This window comes from Janthinobacterium lyxosi, from assembly GCF_051380665.1.
In the GTDB taxonomy this organism is placed as follows: Bacteria; Pseudomonadota; Gammaproteobacteria; order Burkholderiales; family Burkholderiaceae_D; genus Janthinobacterium.
Genome location: NZ_JBNYXM010000039.1, coordinates 1 through 17,049 on the forward strand (window position 1 = coordinate 1; position 17,049 = coordinate 17,049).

17 protein-coding genes are annotated in these 17,049 nt (G+C 62.7%); 7 read left to right on the top strand and 10 right to left on the bottom strand.

The window, feature by feature from the left end; all coding sequences use genetic code 11:
* Positions 1-191: 191 nt before the first annotated feature.
* On the bottom strand, positions 192-1,247 hold the full coding sequence (locus ACQ4WP_RS25745) for a sulfate ABC transporter substrate-binding protein (protein ID WP_436525610.1): 1,056 nt from the start codon (positions 1,245-1,247) through the stop codon (positions 192-194).
* Positions 1,248-1,548: 301 nt separating this feature from the next.
* On the opposite strand from ACQ4WP_RS25745, the gene ACQ4WP_RS25750 reads away from it, so the two are divergent.
* A complete protein-coding gene (locus ACQ4WP_RS25750; protein WP_436525612.1) occupies positions 1,549-2,079 on the top strand; it encodes a GNAT family N-acetyltransferase in 531 nt (176 codons plus the stop codon).
* 65 nt (positions 2,080-2,144) lie between these two features.
* On the opposite strand, the gene ACQ4WP_RS25755 is transcribed toward ACQ4WP_RS25750, so the two are convergent.
* Positions 2,145-2,957: a class II glutamine amidotransferase gene (locus tag ACQ4WP_RS25755; protein WP_436525614.1), complete on the bottom strand. Its 813-nt coding sequence runs from the start codon at positions 2,955-2,957 to the stop codon at positions 2,145-2,147.
* A gap of 234 nt (positions 2,958-3,191) precedes the next feature.
* Between ACQ4WP_RS25755 and ACQ4WP_RS25760 the strand changes: the two genes are divergently transcribed.
* The 3 genes from ACQ4WP_RS25760 to ACQ4WP_RS25770 all read left to right on the top strand — a co-directional run bounded on the left by ACQ4WP_RS25760 (position 3,192) and on the right by ACQ4WP_RS25770 (position 5,883).
* Entirely contained in the window at positions 3,192-4,028 is an 837-nt protein-coding gene (locus ACQ4WP_RS25760) for an EAL domain-containing protein (protein WP_436525616.1), read from the top strand.
* A gap of 99 nt (positions 4,029-4,127) precedes the next feature.
* Complete coding sequence (locus tag ACQ4WP_RS25765; protein WP_436525618.1) at positions 4,128-4,877, top strand: YcbK family protein; 750 nt, start codon at positions 4,128-4,130, stop codon at positions 4,875-4,877.
* A 124-nt stretch (positions 4,878-5,001) separates the two neighbouring features.
* A complete protein-coding gene (locus ACQ4WP_RS25770) occupies positions 5,002-5,883 on the top strand; it encodes a LysR family transcriptional regulator (protein WP_436525620.1) in 882 nt (293 codons plus the stop codon).
* Here ACQ4WP_RS25770 and ACQ4WP_RS25775 read toward each other — a convergent pair.
* Positions 5,859-6,326, bottom strand: a complete 468-nt coding sequence (locus tag ACQ4WP_RS25775) for a PACE efflux transporter (protein ID WP_436525622.1) — start codon at positions 6,324-6,326, stop codon at positions 5,859-5,861. The two genes, ACQ4WP_RS25770 and ACQ4WP_RS25775, sit on opposite strands and share 25 nt — an antisense overlap.
* 182 nt (positions 6,327-6,508) lie before the next feature.
* On the opposite strand from ACQ4WP_RS25775, the gene ACQ4WP_RS25780 reads away from it, so the two are divergent.
* From ACQ4WP_RS25780 to ACQ4WP_RS25790, 3 genes are all read left to right on the top strand, one after another.
* Positions 6,509-6,952 carry a hypothetical protein gene (locus ACQ4WP_RS25780; RefSeq protein ID WP_436525624.1) on the top strand — a complete coding sequence of 148 codons (444 nt, stop codon included), beginning with the start codon at positions 6,509-6,511 and terminating at the stop codon, positions 6,950-6,952.
* Between the two features lie 131 nt (positions 6,953-7,083).
* Positions 7,084-7,953 carry a DUF5672 family protein gene (locus tag ACQ4WP_RS25785; protein WP_436525626.1) on the top strand — a complete coding sequence of 290 codons (870 nt, stop codon included), beginning with the start codon at positions 7,084-7,086 and terminating at the stop codon, positions 7,951-7,953.
* 101 nt (positions 7,954-8,054) lie between these two features.
* Complete coding sequence (locus ACQ4WP_RS25790; protein WP_436525628.1) at positions 8,055-10,226, top strand: putative bifunctional diguanylate cyclase/phosphodiesterase; 2,172 nt, start codon at positions 8,055-8,057, stop codon at positions 10,224-10,226.
* Here ACQ4WP_RS25790 and ACQ4WP_RS25795 read toward each other — a convergent pair.
* The 7 genes from ACQ4WP_RS25795 to flgH form a co-directional block, all read right to left on the bottom strand.
* Positions 10,211-11,311, bottom strand: coding sequence for a glycosyltransferase family 9 protein (locus ACQ4WP_RS25795; RefSeq protein ID WP_436525630.1), 1,101 nt, complete (start codon positions 11,309-11,311; stop codon positions 10,211-10,213). The genes ACQ4WP_RS25790 and ACQ4WP_RS25795 overlap by 16 nt on opposite strands.
* Before the next feature lie 149 nt (positions 11,312-11,460).
* Positions 11,461-12,501: a hypothetical protein gene (locus tag ACQ4WP_RS25800; RefSeq protein ID WP_436525632.1), complete on the bottom strand. Its 1,041-nt coding sequence runs from the start codon at positions 12,499-12,501 to the stop codon at positions 11,461-11,463.
* Between the two features lie 5 nt (positions 12,502-12,506).
* A complete protein-coding gene (flgL, locus tag ACQ4WP_RS25805; protein ID WP_436525634.1) occupies positions 12,507-13,418 on the bottom strand; it encodes a flagellar hook-associated protein FlgL in 912 nt (303 codons plus the stop codon).
* Between the two features lie 10 nt (positions 13,419-13,428).
* The gene (gene flgK / locus ACQ4WP_RS25810; protein ID WP_436525636.1) at positions 13,429-14,790 is read right to left on the bottom strand and encodes a flagellar hook-associated protein FlgK; all 1,362 of its coding nucleotides are present in this window, start codon (positions 14,788-14,790) and stop codon (positions 13,429-13,431) included.
* A gap of 78 nt (positions 14,791-14,868) precedes the next feature.
* On the bottom strand, positions 14,869-15,261 hold the full coding sequence (locus ACQ4WP_RS25815; protein WP_436525638.1) for a rod-binding protein: 393 nt from the start codon (positions 15,259-15,261) through the stop codon (positions 14,869-14,871).
* Positions 15,261-16,373, bottom strand: coding sequence for a flagellar basal body P-ring protein FlgI (locus tag ACQ4WP_RS25820; RefSeq protein WP_436525640.1), 1,113 nt, complete (start codon positions 16,371-16,373; stop codon positions 15,261-15,263). The genes ACQ4WP_RS25815 and ACQ4WP_RS25820 overlap by 1 nt, the downstream gene beginning before the upstream one ends.
* 9 nt (positions 16,374-16,382) lie before the next feature.
* Positions 16,383-17,045 (bottom strand): flagellar basal body L-ring protein FlgH, encoded by a 663-nt coding sequence (gene flgH, locus ACQ4WP_RS25825; protein WP_096238436.1) that lies wholly within the window; start codon positions 17,043-17,045, stop codon positions 16,383-16,385.
* Between the last annotated feature and the right edge of the window lie 4 nt (positions 17,046-17,049).

Consider the following 17,049-nt stretch of genomic DNA (forward strand, 5'->3'; position numbering starts at 1 on the left):
AAATGTTCCCCTAGTCGGCGCCAGTCAGGTGCCTCGAGGTAATTTGCCAGGAAATGGAGAGTGTCATCGAGCATAGCCATACAGGTTAACAGCTGGTCCGGGCGTTTACAAGCCCCAGAATAAAAATGCCGTCCAGTCTTAACTGAACGGCATTAGGGACATGTCCCGGTTTTTTGCTGATACGGCGGAGATTACTTCTGGTAAATCTTGTCGAACTCGCCACCATCATCAAAGTGTTTCTTTTGCGCCTGTTTCCAGCCGCCAAACACATCGTCGATCGTGAACAGGGTGATCGGCTTGAAGCTGGCCGCGTATTTCTTCGCTACCGCAGCCGAACGGGGACGCAGGTAGTGCTTGGCGACCAGTTCCTGGCCCGGTTCCGAGTACAGGTATTGCAGGTAGGCCGTAGCTTCCTTGCGGACGCCGCGGCGGTCGACGACCTTGTCGACGACGGCCACCGGCGACTCGGCCAGGATGGAGATGCTTGGATACACCACTTCGAAGTTGTCGCCGAATTCGGCGCGCACCAGTTGCACTTCATTTTCAAACGTCACCAGCACGTCGCCGATTTCACGTTGCGTGAAGGTGGTGGTGGCGCCGCGGCCGCCGCCGTCCAGCACGGGAACGTTCTTGAACAGCTTGGTCACCAGCTCGCACGCCTGCGCTTCGCTGCCGCCTTTTTTCACGGCATAGCCCCACGCTGCCAGATACGTGTAACGGCCATTGCCCGAGGTTTTCGGGTTCGGTACGATGACCTTGATGCCGGGCTTGGCCAGATCGTCCCAATCCTTGATGTGTTTCGGGTTGCCTTTGCGCACCAGATACACCATGGTGGAATAGAACGGCGCCGCATTGTTCGGGAATTTCTTGGCCCAGTCGGCCACTACCAGGCCGCGGTCGACGAGAATGTCGATGTCATTCGCCTGATTCATGGTCACGACGGACGCTTCCAGGCCATCGGCGACGGAGCGCGCCTGCTTGCTGGAACCGCCGTGCGATTGCTTGATGGTGATGGTTTCGCCCGTTTTGGCTTTCCAATCAGCAATAAAAGCGGGATTCACATCCTTGAACAGTTCGCGCATCACATCGTACGAGGCATTCAGCAAGACCACGGGTTCGGCGGCGCTGGCGGTCATCGGCAGGCTCATGGCTGCAGCGGAAGCGGCCAGGGCGCTGGCCAGGAACCAGCGGCGCGAGCGTTGGGTGAGCGTCGCTGCGCTAGTCGATACGGCGTTGGAATGGGGCATGTTGAACTCTTGTTGTGAGAATAGATAGACATAGTCTAAAATTCCGGCCGGAAAAGAAACGAATTTTTCGTAATATGCTTAGATCCGATTCCCGTTTGCACTGAAAAACAGATATCGATTTTTGAAATGATTCGTGGGCAAGACGACAGTCAAGGCTTAGCCTGCAAGGGTTCCGTCATAGGAAAATTCGTCCCGTGGCGTGGTGCGAAAAACCCGATCGCGCCGCTTGGTGTATAGTCGAATGGCGCGATACAGGGGTAAAACCGTCTGCATCGGCAACTGGAATATTTTGTGAGCGTACATGAGTCTTGAAATTCGTATTGCAACATCGACCGACGCTTTCGAGGCGTGCAACGTATTACGACGCTCCATCGTCGAATGCTGCAGCCTCGATCATCGGGACGATCCGGCCATCCTGGAAGCCTGGCTGGGCAATAAAACACCGCAGATGGTGGCGTGCTGGTTTGCGTCGCCTACCAATTTTTCGCTGGTCGCAGTCGAGCATGGTGCCGTCGTCGGCGTCGGCTTGCTGACGCGCGCCGGCAAGCTGGCCCTGTGCTATTTACTGCCCGAGGCGCAAGGCCAGGGTGCCGGCAAGGCGCTGGTGGAACAGCTGGAAGCGCAGGCGCGCGAGTGGGGCATCAAGGCCCTGCAACTGCACAGCACGGCCAGCAGCCAGGCCTTTTTCGTCAAGCAGGGGTATGTCGAGGCGGGCAATGTGCGTTCGCCGTATGGCGTAGAAACGATTTTTTGCTGGAAACAGATTGACCCCGCAGGTATCGCTAGCGGCGCCCCCAAGCGCAAGCGCTTTTGCAACTGCAATTCGGCCTGACGGCTATCCTGCACTCAGCCCGCCCATCCGGCGGCGGGCTTTTTCCTCCCTTTGACTATTTCCCTTCAGTAACTGATCTGGATATACACGCCTTGCGGCGCGCGATCGTTCACTTGCAGCAAGGTGCCGCCGGAAAACAGTTTCAGTTCGCCGGGCGCGAATGCGAGCCAGTGCTCGTTTTGCGTCAGGGGATGCGTGGCGATGACGGCGATGCGGTCGTCCAGGTGGTTATGCTGGCGAAAGTCGATGCTGCGCTCGCAGTCGATCAGTTGCGCCACGGAAAATGGGTATTCGCGTATCACATAGTGCAAATGCGTGGAACAGTGGGCAAACAGCAGTTCGCCGTCCGAGAGGATGAAATTGAAGCTGCCGTGCGCGGCGATCTCCGTGGCGACCTCGGCGATGGCGGCGCGCAGCGCGGCGCGCGTGGGTACGCCCAGGGGGAACTGCGTGCGCAAGCGGGCCAGCAGGTGGCAGAAAGCCTGTTCGCTGTCCGTGTCGCCACTGGCATGGTAATACGCATTGGCAGGCGCGCGCCACGTTTTCAAGTCGCCATTGTGGGCGAAGGACCAGCTCTTGCCCCACAGTTCGCGGACGAACGGGTGGGTGTTTTCCGGCGCGATGCGGCCCTGCGTGGCCTTGCGGATGTGCGCGACGATGTTTTTCGCCTTCACGGGATGCTGCTGCACGGTAGCGGCCAGCGGCGAATCGATGGCGGCCAGGTGGTCCGTCAGCAAGGTGCAGCCGCTACTGGAATGATAGGCGATGCCCCAGCCATCGCGGTGCTCGTCCGTGCGGCCACCCCGTTCGGAAAAACCGGCAAAGGAAAATCCCAGCGCGGCCGGCTTGCTGCTGTTCATTGCGAGTAACTGGCACATGGCGGCCCTTCCTGATGGTATCGGTACACGCCCACAGTAAAGGTCGGCGTCTGGGGCGGGAAGGAATGTTTTCGAGTATCGTTATGCGCTGTCCATTGCGGTGTTCTTATTCGCTGGCCGCATATCAAATGGCGAAACCATTCGTTCTCCTTTGCTTGACGCTGCCTTACTCTGCACACTTTGGCGCCGTCTTCCCCATGAGGGCAGCTGGCGCAGCCCGATGAAGGAGCACGTATGCCATTTCCCGTCCTCAAAAACTACCTGGCCCGTTTGTCGCATCAAACCCAGGCCGGCACCAGTGTCTGGCTCGACGGGGAGGGCAGGGCGCTGGGGCGCTTTTTCAATTGCACCATGACCAGCGCCTTCCAGCCGCTGCGCGAAGTGGGCAGCGGCAAGCTGGTGGCGTTCGAAGGGCTGGCGCGCAGCGTGTCGAAGGCGGACGAGGGCTTGTCGCTGTGGCGCCTGCTCGACCATGCGGCCAGCGACGATGAATCGGTGGAACTGGACCGGCTGTGCCGCATGTTGCATGCAATCAATTTTTTCCGCCAGAGCGAAGCGGAGCAGTCCGACCTGTACCTGAATGTGCATGACCGCTTGCTGAGCGCCGTCAGCAGCAATCACGGCCACGCTTTCCAGCGCATCCTCGACGCGCTGGGCTTGCCCATCGAGCGCATCGTGCTGCAATTGCCGACGGTGACGCCGAATCAGGGCTGGCTGCTCAATTATGTGGCCGACAATTACCGGCGCAACGGTTTCCGCCTGGCCATCAACGTGGCCAGCGTGCAGGAGGCAACGGGCATGCTGGAGCGCTTGCACCCGCATGCCTTCAAGCTCGACGCGGGCAACCTCAGCGACGAGCAGGCCGTCGCCAGCTTCGTCACCCTGTGCCATGCGGCGAAAATTCGCGTCATCTTCAAGCGCCTCGACACGCCGGCCGCACTGGCCGCGCTGCAGCGCGTCGCCGCCCTCACGGGCCTGCCCATCGTGGCCCAGGGCTATCTGCTGGACAAGCCCTTGACGGCGCTGGCGCAGGCGAAGGGGGCCGCCGTCTCCGTCGTGGCTGCCGCCTGAAGCAAAATGCATGGAAATGAGGGTGGCACGATAGGCATTGAGGGTTTTTCTTCGCAGCACAATACGCTATAGTATTCCCATCGTTAAATTGGACTGACTATGGCATCGCGCAGAAATTTTCTACACCACGGTATGGGCCTGGCCGCGTTGGGCCTGGTAGCCACCCCGCTCATCGGCTGCGCCTCGCGCACGGCCGCTCCCGCCTCGGCTTCGGCCAGCGCCAAGCCGCGCGCGCCCCGCACGGGCGTGCCGCCCCAGCCGACGCAACTGGCCAGCGTCGACCGCTCGATCACTTCGCAGTCGCGCCTGGCCATCACCGAGATGGAACCGCCCCCCGACATCTTCGACGCGCAGGCGCTGGACCTGGAATTCTGGCTCAAGCCGCGCACCCTGGAAGTGGTGCGCCCGGCCAGCAATGAAAAGGCCAGGCTGCTGTACTGGAAAGATGGCGAAGTCATCGATTCGGCCTACCAGGAACTGTGCCACTTGCTGCGCGACGTGAACGGCAAGAAGACGGCGCCCATCGACCCGAAACTGCTGGAGACCCTGTGGGGCACGCAAGCATTCGTGGCCCGCTACGGCATCGAGCAGCCGCTGGAGATTTTGTCGGGCTACCGCACGGCCGAATCGAACAGCCGCCTGCGCGAAGCGGGCGTGCCGGCCGCGCGCCAGTCGCTGCACATCTCGGGCCGCGCCGCCGACATCCGCGTGGCCAACTTGAACGCGGAAGTGCTCGGTTCGCTGGTGCGCAGCTTCAAGCAGGGCGGCGTGGGCTTTTATTACCGTTCCGGCCCCCGTGGCGGCTGGATCCATGCGGATACGGGCTTGCAGCGCACCTGGAAAGGGTAAACACCCGCGCCAGGCAAGCGCTATATAGCCGCCGCAGCGGTAGGGCAGTGGATGAGGCAAGTTGGCTTCGGTCATTGCCGATTTAACCGTCGGCGCGTCAAAAAGTGCCACCCTTTTCCACTCCATGAAACTTTCCAGCCATAACATCGAACTGTTCCTGGCCGTCGTCGACGGCGGCTCGTTCTCGGCCGCCGCGCGCGCTTTGCGGCGGGCGCCGTCCGCCGTCAGCATGGCGATTGCCAACATCGAGGCGGAACTGGGCATCTCCCTGTTCGACCGCGGCGCGCGCGAAGCTGTGCCCACGCCCGCCGCGATGGCGCTGATTCCCCACGCGCGCCTGATCGCCGAGCAGTTGAAGCAGTTGCACCTGCACGTGCAGGAATTGTCGCAGGGACTGGAAAGCCGCATTTCGCTGGGCATCGCGGCCGAGCTCGACCATGCTCCTTTCCTGGCCGCCGTGCGCGCGCTGTCGCAGCGCCATCCGCTGCTCGACATCGAGGTGCTGACGGCGCCGCAGGACGATGTGCTCGACATGTTGCACCGGGGCCGCATCAGCGCCTGCATGGCTTTTGCCGGCGGACGCATCAATCACGAGGAACAGTTCCAACTGGTGGGCAGCGATGCCTTGCTGGCGATTATTTCCACCCAACATCCGCCCAGCGCGGCGGGCCAGCCCCTGTATATCGAGGAATTGGTGAATTTGCGCCAGATCATCGTCGCCAGCCGCGAACTCGACCTGGCCGATGCACGCCCCGTGGTGGGATTGTCCTACTGGCGCACGGACAGTTTGCCGATGGCACTGGCGATGGTGGAGGCAGGATTGGGCTGGGGCAACTTTGCCGCCTCGGCCATCGCCCACTCGCTGGCGGCGGGGCGGGTGCGCCGCGTGGCATTCAAGAATACGGGCAATGGTCTGGTCGTGCCCATCCATCTGGTGTGGATGAAGGACCGGCCGCTGGGCATGGCGGCACGGTCCTTTCTTCAGTTGCTCAGCGAAGCTGCCTGAACGTCGGACGGCTCTTCCTTCGGCTGCTGCGCCGACAGGGGCACGCCGAACAGGCCATCGAAGAAATAGTTGAAGATGAAGCTGTAGCACGGGATGATCAGCATCAGGGCGAAGTCCAGTACGAAGGCTTGCCACAGGCTGATGTTGAGCCACCAGGCGATCAGCGGGATCAGGTAGATCACCAGGGTGATCTGGAAGCCGATCGCATGCAGGACGCGGCGCCAGACGGTGCGCGTGCGCGACACTTGGCGGATTTCCCAGTACTCGAAGACCGTGTTGTAGAGCAGGTTCCAGATCACGGCGATGGTGGTGATCATGATCGCCAGCGGGCCCGTGCTGGTGGGCGATTCGCCCGAAAGCAAGGTCAGCCAGGCCGTGGAAATGGCCATGCCGATGATTTCAAAGGCGGTGACGTAGACGATTTTGCGTTTGATGCCTTGCATGTAAAGCCTGTAAAGAAGAAGTGGCGGCTATTTTAAGTCAGACGTTCTGATATTAAAAGTTGATAGCTATCAGTTTTTATGATGAATTTGCGTCAACAATACCAGGCTGGCCGTGAACGGTGGATAATGGCGGCTGGCGGGCAACCTGTCCCGCCGCATCACCGCAGAAGAGGTCAACGAGCATGCAAGGCGCAGCAGACAGCAACATCCCCGACACCCCCGCCAGCCCGGACGAACGTCCCCGTTTTCGCCCCTGTCCATGGGAACACCTGGAAACGCCGTACGATGTGGAAGTGTGGATCGAGGAGCATAACCGCAGCATGCAGGACAATATCCGCGCCACGGAAACGGGCGTGGGCATCTGTTTTGCCCTGGCCGAAGGGGGGGACATTTATATGCAGACCAGCGCCGACGGCGCCGTCGTGCTGGACGTGACGCCGGACGCGGCCTGGGTCTCGCCCCTCATCAGTGCGGCGACGGGCTGTGAGGCGCCGGACTCGTCGCTGTGGATCTTGCCTGACGATAAACTGATTCAGCTGATCGTGGGTCTGTCCAGCCTGGTGGCCAGCACCCTGCTGGTGGTGGGCCATGATTTCGGCTTGCGCCGGCGCAGCATGGGCCGCTGAGCCGTTCGCACGGCGGTGGGGCCGTGCCCCTTGTCCGGCCCTGATTTGCGCTGTATGATGCGGGCGTTGCAAAATATGCCATGCCCGCGCCTGGCATGCCTTCCGCCGTACACTCCGATGAAAAGCCTGCGATGCATAATGACAAGCTGGACCTCCGCAACATCAGCCTGGTGTGCGTGGAAACGCGTTATCCCGAGCTGGCCAGTTTTGCCATCGAGCGCTGCCTGGCCGCCGCCGATTTCAAGGAATGCCTGCTGTTCACTTCTCGCCTGCATGACTTGCTCCCGCATATACGCCAGGTGCTGATTGCCCCCATCGAGAGCGTGGAGGCGTATTCGACATTCATGGTGCATGAGCTGGGCGCCCATTTCAGCGGCACGCATGTGCTCATCATGCAGTGGGACAGTTTCATCGTGGATGCGCGTCAATGGCAGAGCGCTTTCCTGGGCTGTGATTACATAGGCGCACCGTGGTCGCATCGCCCGGTGGCCGTCGGCAATGGCGGCTTTTCGCTGCGATCGCGGCGCCTGTACGAGGTCTTGCCACAGCTGGCCATCACGCAAGCCCATCCCGAGGACTATGCGATCTGTGAGTTGCATGGCGAGCAGTTGCGCGCGGATTTTGGCGTGCGCTTTGCCGATGCCAGCCTGGCCTCCAGCTTTGCCTTCGAATGCGTTGCGCCCACCGGTCCCACGTTCGGCTTCCATGGTTTTTTCAACTTTGGCCGGGTGCTGGACGACGTGGCGTTGCGCGACTACCTGCTCCTGTGCGACGATGCCATGATGCATGCATCCGCCGTGCGCAGGCTGGTCAAGCAGCTGTATGGTTCCGGCCGCTACCGGATGGCGGCACACGTATTGCGCCGGCGCCTCAACGGTGGCGCCGCCATGTTCGCCGACACCTGCCTGCTTGCCTTGCGCGCCGGCTGGCATGCGCTCACGCGTGGCCGCTCGCGCGCCGCTGCGCTGCCGGCGGCGCGGCGGGAGCCGCGCTTGTGGTGAAAGTGGTATACCGGCATGCATTGCTCGACACCGTGCATCGCGCATGCTAGTCTCGGTATTGCACCCACCTGGTTGCCAGGGCGGCAGTGCCAAGGACAGCCATGGATACACCACCGCAAGCGGTACCTGCTCCGGATTCCTCTCCGCGCTGCCACGACGGCATGCCGCAGCATGCCGCGCCCCTGCTTGACGATGGCGTCTTTAGCCCGGAACGGGTGAAGGCTGAACGCGAGCAAGCCTATTTCAACGATTTATACCTGCTGGCGCCCGTCGCCTATTTCGTGCTGGGCCTCGATGGCGTGATCCTGCAAGTCAACCTGGTGGCGGCCGAGCTGTTCGGCCTGCCGCGGGAACGGCCCGGCCACGTGCTGTTCCGTTCCTATGTCCACGAGGCGTTCGGTCACGATTACGAGCAGTTCGTGCAGCGCGTGCTCAATAGCAGCGAGCCCGAGCGCATCCAGTTGCAGGTGCAGTTGCGGTCCCGTCCCGGCGCGCGCGAGGCCGGCTTGCCCGTCAGCCTGCTGGGCAGCGCCGACCCGAACGGCCAGGCGCTGCGTCTGGTGCTGGAGCAGGCCGAGGGCAAGCTGGCGGCGCTTGAACGCAGCGAAGAACGCTTCCGGCGCATCGTGCACAGCGCCGAAGAGGGAATCTGGGAAATCGATGCGCAGGCGCTGACCAGCTTTGTCAATCCGAAGATGGCGCAGATGCTGGGCTGCCAGATCGAGGATATGCTGGGCCAGCCGCTGGCGGCCTTCATGGATGACGAGGGACGCGCTATTCTGGAGCGTAACATTGCGCGGCGCCAGGAGGACATTGCCGAACGCCACGAATTCAAGTTCCTGCGGCGTGACGGCAGCACCCTGTGGGCCACGCTGGCCACCAATCCCATCTTCGACTCCGGCGGCACCTACCTGGGTGCGCTGGCGCTGGCGAGCGACATCACGGCGCAGCGCGCAGCGTCCGAGCGCATCTGGCGGCAAGCCAATTTCGATCAGCTGACGGGCTTGCCGAACCGCCACATGTTTCTCGACCGGTTGCAGCACGAGGCGCACCACGCCAGGCGCGAAGGCGGTTGCCTGGCCCTGCTGTTCATCGACCTCGACCATTTCAAGCAGGTGAATGACCGCCTGGGCCACGAGAAGGGCGACATGCTGCTGCGCCAGGCGGCGCGGCGCATCAGCGAACGCGTGCGCGCCACCGATACGGTAGCGCGCCTGGGCGGCGACGAGTTCACCGTCATCCTGGCCGGCGTGGGGCAGCTGGGCGGCATCGAGCGCGTGCTGCAGGAACTGACGGCGGCGCTGGCCCTGCCTTTCATGCTCGACGGCGACACGGCGCAAGTGTCGGCCAGCGTGGGCGTGGCGCTATATCCGGCCGATGCCGAGGCGCCGGATACCTTGCTGCGGCATGCCGACCAGGCCATGTATGCGGCCAAGAGTGCGGGGCGCAACGGCTACAGCTATTTCACGCCGGCCTTGCAGCAGGCGGCCGAAGTGCGCCGCAACACGGTGCGCGAGATGCGTCTGGCACTGGCGCAGGACCAGTTCGAAGTGCATTACCAGCCCATCATCCGCTTGTGCGATGGCAGCATCGAGCGGGCCGAGGCGCTGCTGCGCTGGCGCCATCCGTTGCGCGGCTTGTTGCTGCCCGCCGATTTCATCGCCTTTGCCGAGGCGAACGGCTTGATCATCGATATCGGCGAGTGGGTGTTTCGCCAGGTCGTGCGCCAGGCGCGGCAGTGGCAAGACGAGCATGGCGCCGCGTTTCAGATATCTATCAACAAGTCGGCCGTGGAATTTCGCTGCGACGCCGCGCTGTACCAGGACTGGGGCAACGCCCTGGCGCGGGCGGGCCTGGCGCCGGGCGCCATCGTCATCGAAACAACAGAAGCGGTGCTGCTCGACGAGGCGCGCCAGGTGGTCGACCGCCTGCGCCAGTTCCGCGCCATGGGCCTGGCGCTGGCGCTCGGCGATTTTGGCCGCGGCCAGGTGTCGCTCGCGTGCCTGAAAATGGCCGATATCGACTTTCTCAAGATCGACCGTTCGCTGGTGGGCGAACTGGGACGCGATGATGCCGGGTTGGGCCTGTGCGAGGCGCTCATCGCGCTGGCGCAGCGGCTGGGCCTGAAAGTCGTGGCCGAAGGCGTGGAGACGGCGTCGCAGCGCGATCTGCTGCGCGCTGCCGGCTGCGATTATGCGCAGGGGTATTTCTTTTCCCGTGCGTTGCCGGCAGGGCAGATGGATCGCCTGTTGGTGGCTCAGCCGGCTGCCTGAACGGTCGCCTGCGCCTGCCCGACGCCTTCCATCAGCTGTTCCACGGCAGCCAGGGTCTCGGCGGCGCCGACCTTGGCCAGGGTCAGCCCCGGCGCCAGGATGACGCGGTAATGGCGGCTGGCCGGATAAAACCAGCGGTAGTTATCGGTGCGGATGTAGTAGCCGACGATTTTCTTGTCATACGCCGAGGCGATGTGGATCACCGAGGTGTCGGGCGACAGTACCAGTTCGCAGCGGCGGATCAGGGCCGCCAGCGCCAGGATGTGGCTGGTGGGTGGCGCGGCCATCACGTTGGCATGGCCGGCGCCGTCGACGATTTCGGCAGCGCGCGCCTCGGTGCCCGGTGCGGCGATCACCAGCAGCGCATGGCGCGGATAGCGGGCCGCCAGGGCGGCGCAGCAGCGCTGGGCGTCGGCCACGCTGACCGTGCGTTGCGCATTGCTGCCCTGGAAATTGAGGCAGAACAAGCCTTCATAGGTACGCAGCAGGGTGTCGCAGGCGGCATCGACCTGTGCCGCGTGCGCATCCACGCCGAACAGTTCATAGCGCAGGTCGATGTTGCGCAGGGCAAAGGCGTCAAACGTGGCGAAATAGCTGTGCAGGATGTGGCGGCTGCGGTCGCAGGGCACGGTATGATCGAACATGCCCAGATTGGCTGTGGAGGTGCCGTATTTGGGGATGGCAAAGCCCGTCAAATAGCGCGCACCCAGCCATTTGATGCGCAGCAGCAAGGGAATCGAAAAGCGGTTGTAGGGGTTGAAAATGACGTCGTAGCGGCGCCGGCGCAGGTCGGCGATGGTGGTGCGCAAGTCACGCAGCAGCGGCTGCTTGTCCCAGATGAGGATGTCGCTAACATGCGGATTATCGGCGATGATGTCGCGGTTGGCGCTGCTGGCTGCCACGTCGATCTGCCAGTGTGGATAGTTTTTTTTCAGTTCGCGCAGCAGTGCCGAGGTGACGATCATGTCGCCGATTTTGTCGTTGCGCAAAATCAATACCTTGCGCACGCGGGCAATATCGAGGGGCTGCTTGTCGGATTTGCCCAGCAGGGCGTAACTGATCAGCCGGGCGGCGGTTTTTATCAAGAGAACTCCGGAAGTGGATGACGGGATGCGCTGGCGTACGGGGCAAAGCGCCAGCGACAGCAGCATCTTACGGATTTCCACCGTCCTGAGCTAGGGGGCGTGCCCCATTTATTGCTGCGCGTGCCAAGGCAGCGCACGCGGGAGGGGGCTTATTCCAGGCTCAGCAGGGCGACGACCCGTTCGCGGCTGATGCCGACGAGCGCCGAGCTGATCGCCAGCAGCGATTCATAGCCGGGCTGGCTGGCCTTTTCCGTGAAGTTTTCCGCCAGCGTATCCATGCTGACGCTCACTTGCACCGGTTGTGCGCGGGCGACCCGTCCCGTCGCTTGCGCCAGGGCCAGGCTGACGGAACTGCGCGCCGCCTGCAACTGCGCCAGCGCCTGCACCACTTGCTGCAAGGTGGCGCGCAAGGCTTCCACGTCGCCGGTATGCCATTCTTCCGGGGCAATGGCGGCCGGTTCCGCATCCGTGCGCACGCGGCTCATCTGGCCGGTCGGATAGCGGATACCGCTGCCGCGCACGGATAGGCTGTCGCGCACGTTGGCCCAGGCCGCTTCCGAGGTGCTGAATACCAGCTCGCCATTCTCGCCCAGCTTGACGCCGATGCCTGACGGCATGAGTGCGCGGTCGAAGCGGGACACGATTTCGTTCTGGCTCAGGCCAGGTTCGATATTCACCGAGCGCAAGGCCTGATTCGCGCCGCCGATGGAAAACGCCAGCACTTCCTGCGGTCCTTCCTGCAGGCTGGCCATGGTCAGGCCGCGGATGCTGAAGTTCTGCTGTGCCGCCTGCGGGCTGGTATAGCTGAGTTGTGCGTCTAGCGTGCCGCCCGAGGCGCTGGCGCGCTGGCGCCAGGTATTGCTGAACTGGCGCACGCGCGCTTCAACTTGCCCTTCGCGGCCCTGGCGCGCGGCCAGCTTGGCCGCCAGCTCGCCTTTCAGCGCTTGCAACTGACTGCTGCTGCGTTCCAGGTAATCGAGCGTTTGCTGCGCGTTGGAAATTTCTCCCTGCAACTGGTGATCCCAGTTACTCAGGCCGCGCTTCAGACTCGCCGTCGAACTCCTCGCCGCCGGCGCCTCGCTGTGCGCGCTGGCGCTGCCGTTGACGGCGGCGGCGTCATCGACGACGCGGGCGGTGCCGGCGCCTTTGGCGCTGACGCCGGAAGAGGAGGAGGTCTGAACGATTTGCATGATGGTCAGAGAAGATCAAACAGGGAAATGGTGCCTACCTTGGCATACGCCTTGTACGTGGCCTGCAGCGCCGTTTGGTAGCCGTTCAGGTCGATGGCGGCCGCGCCCATGTCGGTCTTCTTCAAATCTGACAAGGCCATGTCGTTCGACAGCGAGACGTTGGCCAGGTTGCCGGAGAGCGTAGTGAGGATATTTTGCGCGCCGCCAAAGATGGCAATCTTGCCAGAGAGTAAATCCATGCCATCATCGGTGCCGTCCAGGCCTGCGCTCACGATGGCGCGCACGGCCGGGTCGCTGGGGCTGACGCCGGACGTGCTGAGGCTGGCGATGACCTGGTCGATCTTGTTCAGCCAGACTTCCAGGTTCTTCACGTCGACGTTGGCCGCTTGCGTCACGCCATTGCCCACCACCACGGTCTGCGTGTCCGTATTGCCGATGTAGCTGTAGCGCAAGCCGGGGTTCGCCGCGGAATTGAACGCGATGGCCGGCTTGTCGGTATCCGTGCCGGAAAACATGTAGCGGCCTTCCTGGTCCTTCAGGTTGGCCGTGTACAGTACGCTGTCGCGCATGGCGATCAGCGATTGCGTCATCGCATTCAGGTCTTCCGGCGCATTGCTGCCGTCGGCAGCCCATACCAGCAGATCGCGCGCCTGGCCCATGTCGGTAACCATGCTCGACAGGTAATTTTCGTTTTTCAGCAGGCGCACTTTCACCGTGGCGATATTGTCCTTGTACTGGGTCATCATGGCTTGCTCGCGCATCAGGCGCGAAATGCGCACATTGCCGATCGGATCGTCCGATGGCAACTGGATGCGCAAGCCCGAAGACATCTGCTGGGTCAGGTAATTGATGCGTTCCTGATTTTGCTGAAGAGAAATATTAATCAGCGATTGGTACTGGCTGCTGGCGACACGCATGATCTTCTCCTTAACCCATCATTTGCAAAGTGGCATCAAACAAGCTATTCGCCACGGAAATGACTTTCATGTTTGCCTGGTACATATTCTGGAATTCCACCAGGCTCATCGCTTCTTCGTCCTTGTTCACGCCGCTGGTGGATTTCCAGTCGTCGATGGCTTGCGCGCGCACCGTATTGGACGTCTTCAGCAGGGCCTGGTTTTGCTGGCTGTAGATAGCCAGCTTGCCGACGAGCTGCGTATCGGCATCGCTCATCAGGACCTCACCCACCCAGCTGACGGGGATCGGTTGATTCTTGATATCGATCAATTTCTGCAAGTTGCCGCTGTCGCCGGCGGCGCCCGTCAGCGACAGGGCCAGGTCCCTGGCGTTGAAGCCAGGAGTAATGCCCAGCTTGCCATTCGCGTAGGTCAGCAGCGGGCCACCAGCGGTGCCGGCCATGGTCTTGCCCAGGGCCAGCTGCGCGTTGACCTTGGTGGTTAACTGGGTGGCCATGTCTTGCAGCGACTGCTGCAGCGGTTTCAGGGTATTTTTCTCGAATTCGCCCAGCCCACCCATCTGGCCGCCAATGGCCACCAGATCGAGGGTATACGTCGACTTGGCGAAATCGAGGCTCAAGGTTTGCTCACCCGTGTTCGTCATGTTGCTGCTGAGGGTGCCGGCCAAGCTGCCGATGACCAGCGGCTGGCCCGATTTCAGTGCGACATTGCGCGAGCCGTCCGGCTGGTCGAGCACGTCGATGCCCATTTGCGAAGCCAGGCCATCGATCAGCTGGTCGCGCGCATCCATCAGCGACGACACATTCGTGCCGGAAGCGGTGGAGGTGCTGATGCGCTGGTTCAGCGCGGCGATATTGGCCAGGGTGGTATTGGCCTGCGGCACGATCGCTGTGCGTTGCTGCTGCACCGACAGCAGCTGGTTGCTCATGACGGTGCTGATGCTGTTGAAGCGCTGCGACATGGCGTCGGCGGAGGTGATGATCTGCTGGCGCAGGGGCGTCGACGTCGGGTCGACGGCCGACGCGTTGAGGGCGGCGAAAAAGCCGTCGATGCCATTGCTGATGCTCGAGGCATCGTCGCCCATCACGCGTTCGAGCTGCGTCAGGTAAGGCTGGGTCTGCGCACGTGCGCCCTGGTCGGACGCGGCGCGCCACATTTGCTGGCTCTTGTAGGCATCGGCAAAGCGCAGCAGGGCCGACACTTCCACGCCATTGCCGGCCGAGCGCACGCCCACGCCGGCGCCAAGCGAGGACAACAGCACGCCCTGGCGCGTGTAGCCCGCCGTTTGCAGATTGGCGATGTTCTGGCTGGCCGCATTGAGTGCGGCCTGGGCGGCGATGCTGCCTGACAATGCATTGCTGATGATGCTCATTGGGCAAGTTTCTTTCGTGAGAGTGGCGCGTGCGGGTGGGCAGGCATTGAATCGTTGTTACCTTGTACAGGCGACGCTTCAGAGGGATTTATTAAGCGGCGCTGTAATATTGTCGGTCCTGGCAGCGCTGCTGGCTGCCACGGGGGCGCTGGCCGCCGGCAACAGCTGTCGCAGGATGGCGTCGGCGATGCCGAAGGCGCGCTGGCCGGCCATCTTGTCGGCCACCAGGTTGTCGGCCATTTCCAGCATGTCGCTGTTGATGGGGTCCTTGAAGACGCTGTCTTCGCCCGCCATCTCGCGCGTGCCCGAACGCATCTGGCGCAGCATGTGCGAGATGAAGAAGGCTTCGAACTTGACGGCCGCTTCGGTGGCCTTGGCCGCGTAACGCGGATCGGCCGGCGTGGCCGCCGCGGGAGTCTTGTCGTCGAGCGCCGAGGGCAGGGCGCTGCTGCTGTCGTTGATATTAAGCATCAAATCACCACCAGTTCGCCTTCGATGGCCCCAGCCTGGTCGAGGGCTTGCAAGATTGCCATGATGTCATCAGGTGAGGCGCCCAGGCTGTTGACCACGTCGATGATAGCCTGCAGCTTGGCGCCGGCCGGCCATTTGAACATATTGCCATTGCCCTGGTCGACGGAGACTTTCGATTGCGGCGTGACGGTGGTCTGGCCGCGGCCGAACGGCGCCGGCTGGCTGACGTTGGAACTTTCGGAAATCACCACTTTCAGCGAGCCGTGCGTGACGGCGGCCGCCTTCACGCGCAAGCCTTCGGCGATGACCACGGTGCCGGTGCGCGAATTGAACACCACTTTCGGCGTGTCGACGCCCACATCGACGGTCAATGCTTCCAGCTTGGCCATGAAAGCCACGCGCTGGGTCGGGTTTTCCGGCGCCAGCACGTCCACGCTGGTGGCGTCGCGCGTGGTGGCGACGGCACCAAAGCGGCGGTTGACGGCTTCGACGATATTGATGGCCGTCTCGAAATGCGGGTGGCGCAAGTTCAGTGTGACGGAAGGCTTGGTGGAAAAGTCGCTGATAATCTCGCGCTCGATGTTGCCGCCATTGGGAATGCGGCCCGAGGTGGGCGTGTTGACGGTGACGGACGAGCCGCTCTTGCCGGTGGCGTTCAAGCCGCCGACGACCACGTTGCCTTGCGCCAGCGCATACGTTTCATTGTCGGCGGCGCGCAATTGCGTCAGCAGCAAGGTGCCGCCGCGCAAGCTTTTCGCATCGCCCAGGGACGAGACGGTGACGTCGATGGCCTGGCCACGGCGGTATCCTGGTGGAAATACGGCGCTGACCATGACAGTGGCAACATTCTTGCTTTTCGCTTCGGCACCGTCCGGCATCTTCACGCCGAACTGCTTGAGCATGTTGACCACCGATTGGCTGGAAAACTTCACCTGGGTGGTGTCGCCGCTGCCGTTCAGGCCAACGACGAGGCCGTAGCCGACCAGCGGGTTGTCGCGCACGCCCTCGATGCTGACCAGGTTGCGCAGCACTTGCGCGGCGCTGGCGGGCAGGGACAGGCCGGAGAGCAGGGCCAGCATGGCTGCCAGGGGCAGGGCGGAACGAAATTTCATGAGGTCACCTTAAAACGGCATCCATGGGCCGACGAAAAAGCGCGTCAGCCAGCCTGGTGTATTGGCTTCGGCCAGGGTGCCCTGGCCGGAATAGGCGATCTGTGCATTGGCGATGCGCAAGGACGAAACCTGGTTGTTGGAATCGATATCGGCCGCGCGCAGGTAGCCGCGCAGGCGCACGAATTCCTCGCCCTGGTTCAGGGTCAGGGTTTTTTCGCCCTGCACGCGCAGCAAGCCGTTCGGCAACACTTCCTGCACGATCACGGTGATGGCGCCGGACAGCGCATTTTGCTGCGTGCTGGTCGAGTCGCCGGCGAAGTTGCGGTCGGCCGACAGGTCGATGCCCGTCTTGGGGAAGGTCTTGCCGAGGATGTTGGCAGCATTCACGCCGACGGACGAGCCCTTGTTGAAGGAGGTACCGGCCTTCTTGCTGGCCTGCGTGGTTTCCTGCAAGGCCACCGTGACGACGTCGCCCACGCGGAAGGCGCGACTGTCCGAGATCAGGTCGAGGCCAGCATCGGGATTGAACACGCCGCCGCCCACGCCGCCGCGCGCCGCACTGCGCGGAGCCACGGGCAGCGGCGTGTCGGAAAAGCTGGGCGCCACCGGCGCGGCCGGCTGGCTGGCACAACCGGCCATCAATACCAGCAGCAGGGCTGCCGTGGCTTTCATGGCG

Coding starts and splice junctions, on each gene's coding strand:
- ACQ4WP_RS25765 (WP_436525618.1), top strand. CDS start 4,128: ATGGCATCGCGCAGAAATTTTCTACACCACGGTATGGGCCTGGCCGCG.
- ACQ4WP_RS25750 (WP_436525612.1), top strand. CDS start 1,549: ATGAGTCTTGAAATTCGTATTGCAACATCGACCGACGCTTTCGAGGCG.
- flgH (WP_096238436.1), bottom strand. CDS start 17,045: ATGAAAGCCACGGCAGCCCTGCTGCTGGTATTGATGGCCGGTTGTGCC.
- ACQ4WP_RS25770 (WP_436525620.1), top strand. CDS start 5,002: ATGAAACTTTCCAGCCATAACATCGAACTGTTCCTGGCCGTCGTCGAC.
- ACQ4WP_RS25820 (WP_436525640.1), bottom strand. CDS start 16,373: ATGAAATTTCGTTCCGCCCTGCCCCTGGCAGCCATGCTGGCCCTGCTC.
- ACQ4WP_RS25755 (WP_436525614.1), bottom strand. CDS start 2,957: ATGTGCCAGTTACTCGCAATGAACAGCAGCAAGCCGGCCGCGCTGGGA.
- ACQ4WP_RS25800 (WP_436525632.1), bottom strand. CDS start 12,501: ATGCAAATCGTTCAGACCTCCTCCTCTTCCGGCGTCAGCGCCAAAGGC.
- ACQ4WP_RS25775 (WP_436525622.1), bottom strand. CDS start 6,326: ATGCAAGGCATCAAACGCAAAATCGTCTACGTCACCGCCTTTGAAATC.
- ACQ4WP_RS25785 (WP_436525626.1), top strand. CDS start 7,084: ATGCATAATGACAAGCTGGACCTCCGCAACATCAGCCTGGTGTGCGTG.
- flgL (WP_436525634.1), bottom strand. CDS start 13,418: ATGCGTGTCGCCAGCAGCCAGTACCAATCGCTGATTAATATTTCTCTT.
- ACQ4WP_RS25790 (WP_436525628.1), top strand. CDS start 8,055: ATGGATACACCACCGCAAGCGGTACCTGCTCCGGATTCCTCTCCGCGC.
- ACQ4WP_RS25745 (WP_436525610.1), bottom strand. CDS start 1,247: ATGCCCCATTCCAACGCCGTATCGACTAGCGCAGCGACGCTCACCCAA.
- ACQ4WP_RS25780 (WP_436525624.1), top strand. CDS start 6,509: ATGCAAGGCGCAGCAGACAGCAACATCCCCGACACCCCCGCCAGCCCG.
- ACQ4WP_RS25760 (WP_436525616.1), top strand. CDS start 3,192: ATGCCATTTCCCGTCCTCAAAAACTACCTGGCCCGTTTGTCGCATCAA.
- ACQ4WP_RS25815 (WP_436525638.1), bottom strand. CDS start 15,261: ATGCTTAATATCAACGACAGCAGCAGCGCCCTGCCCTCGGCGCTCGAC.
- flgK (WP_436525636.1), bottom strand. CDS start 14,790: ATGAGCATCATCAGCAATGCATTGTCAGGCAGCATCGCCGCCCAGGCC.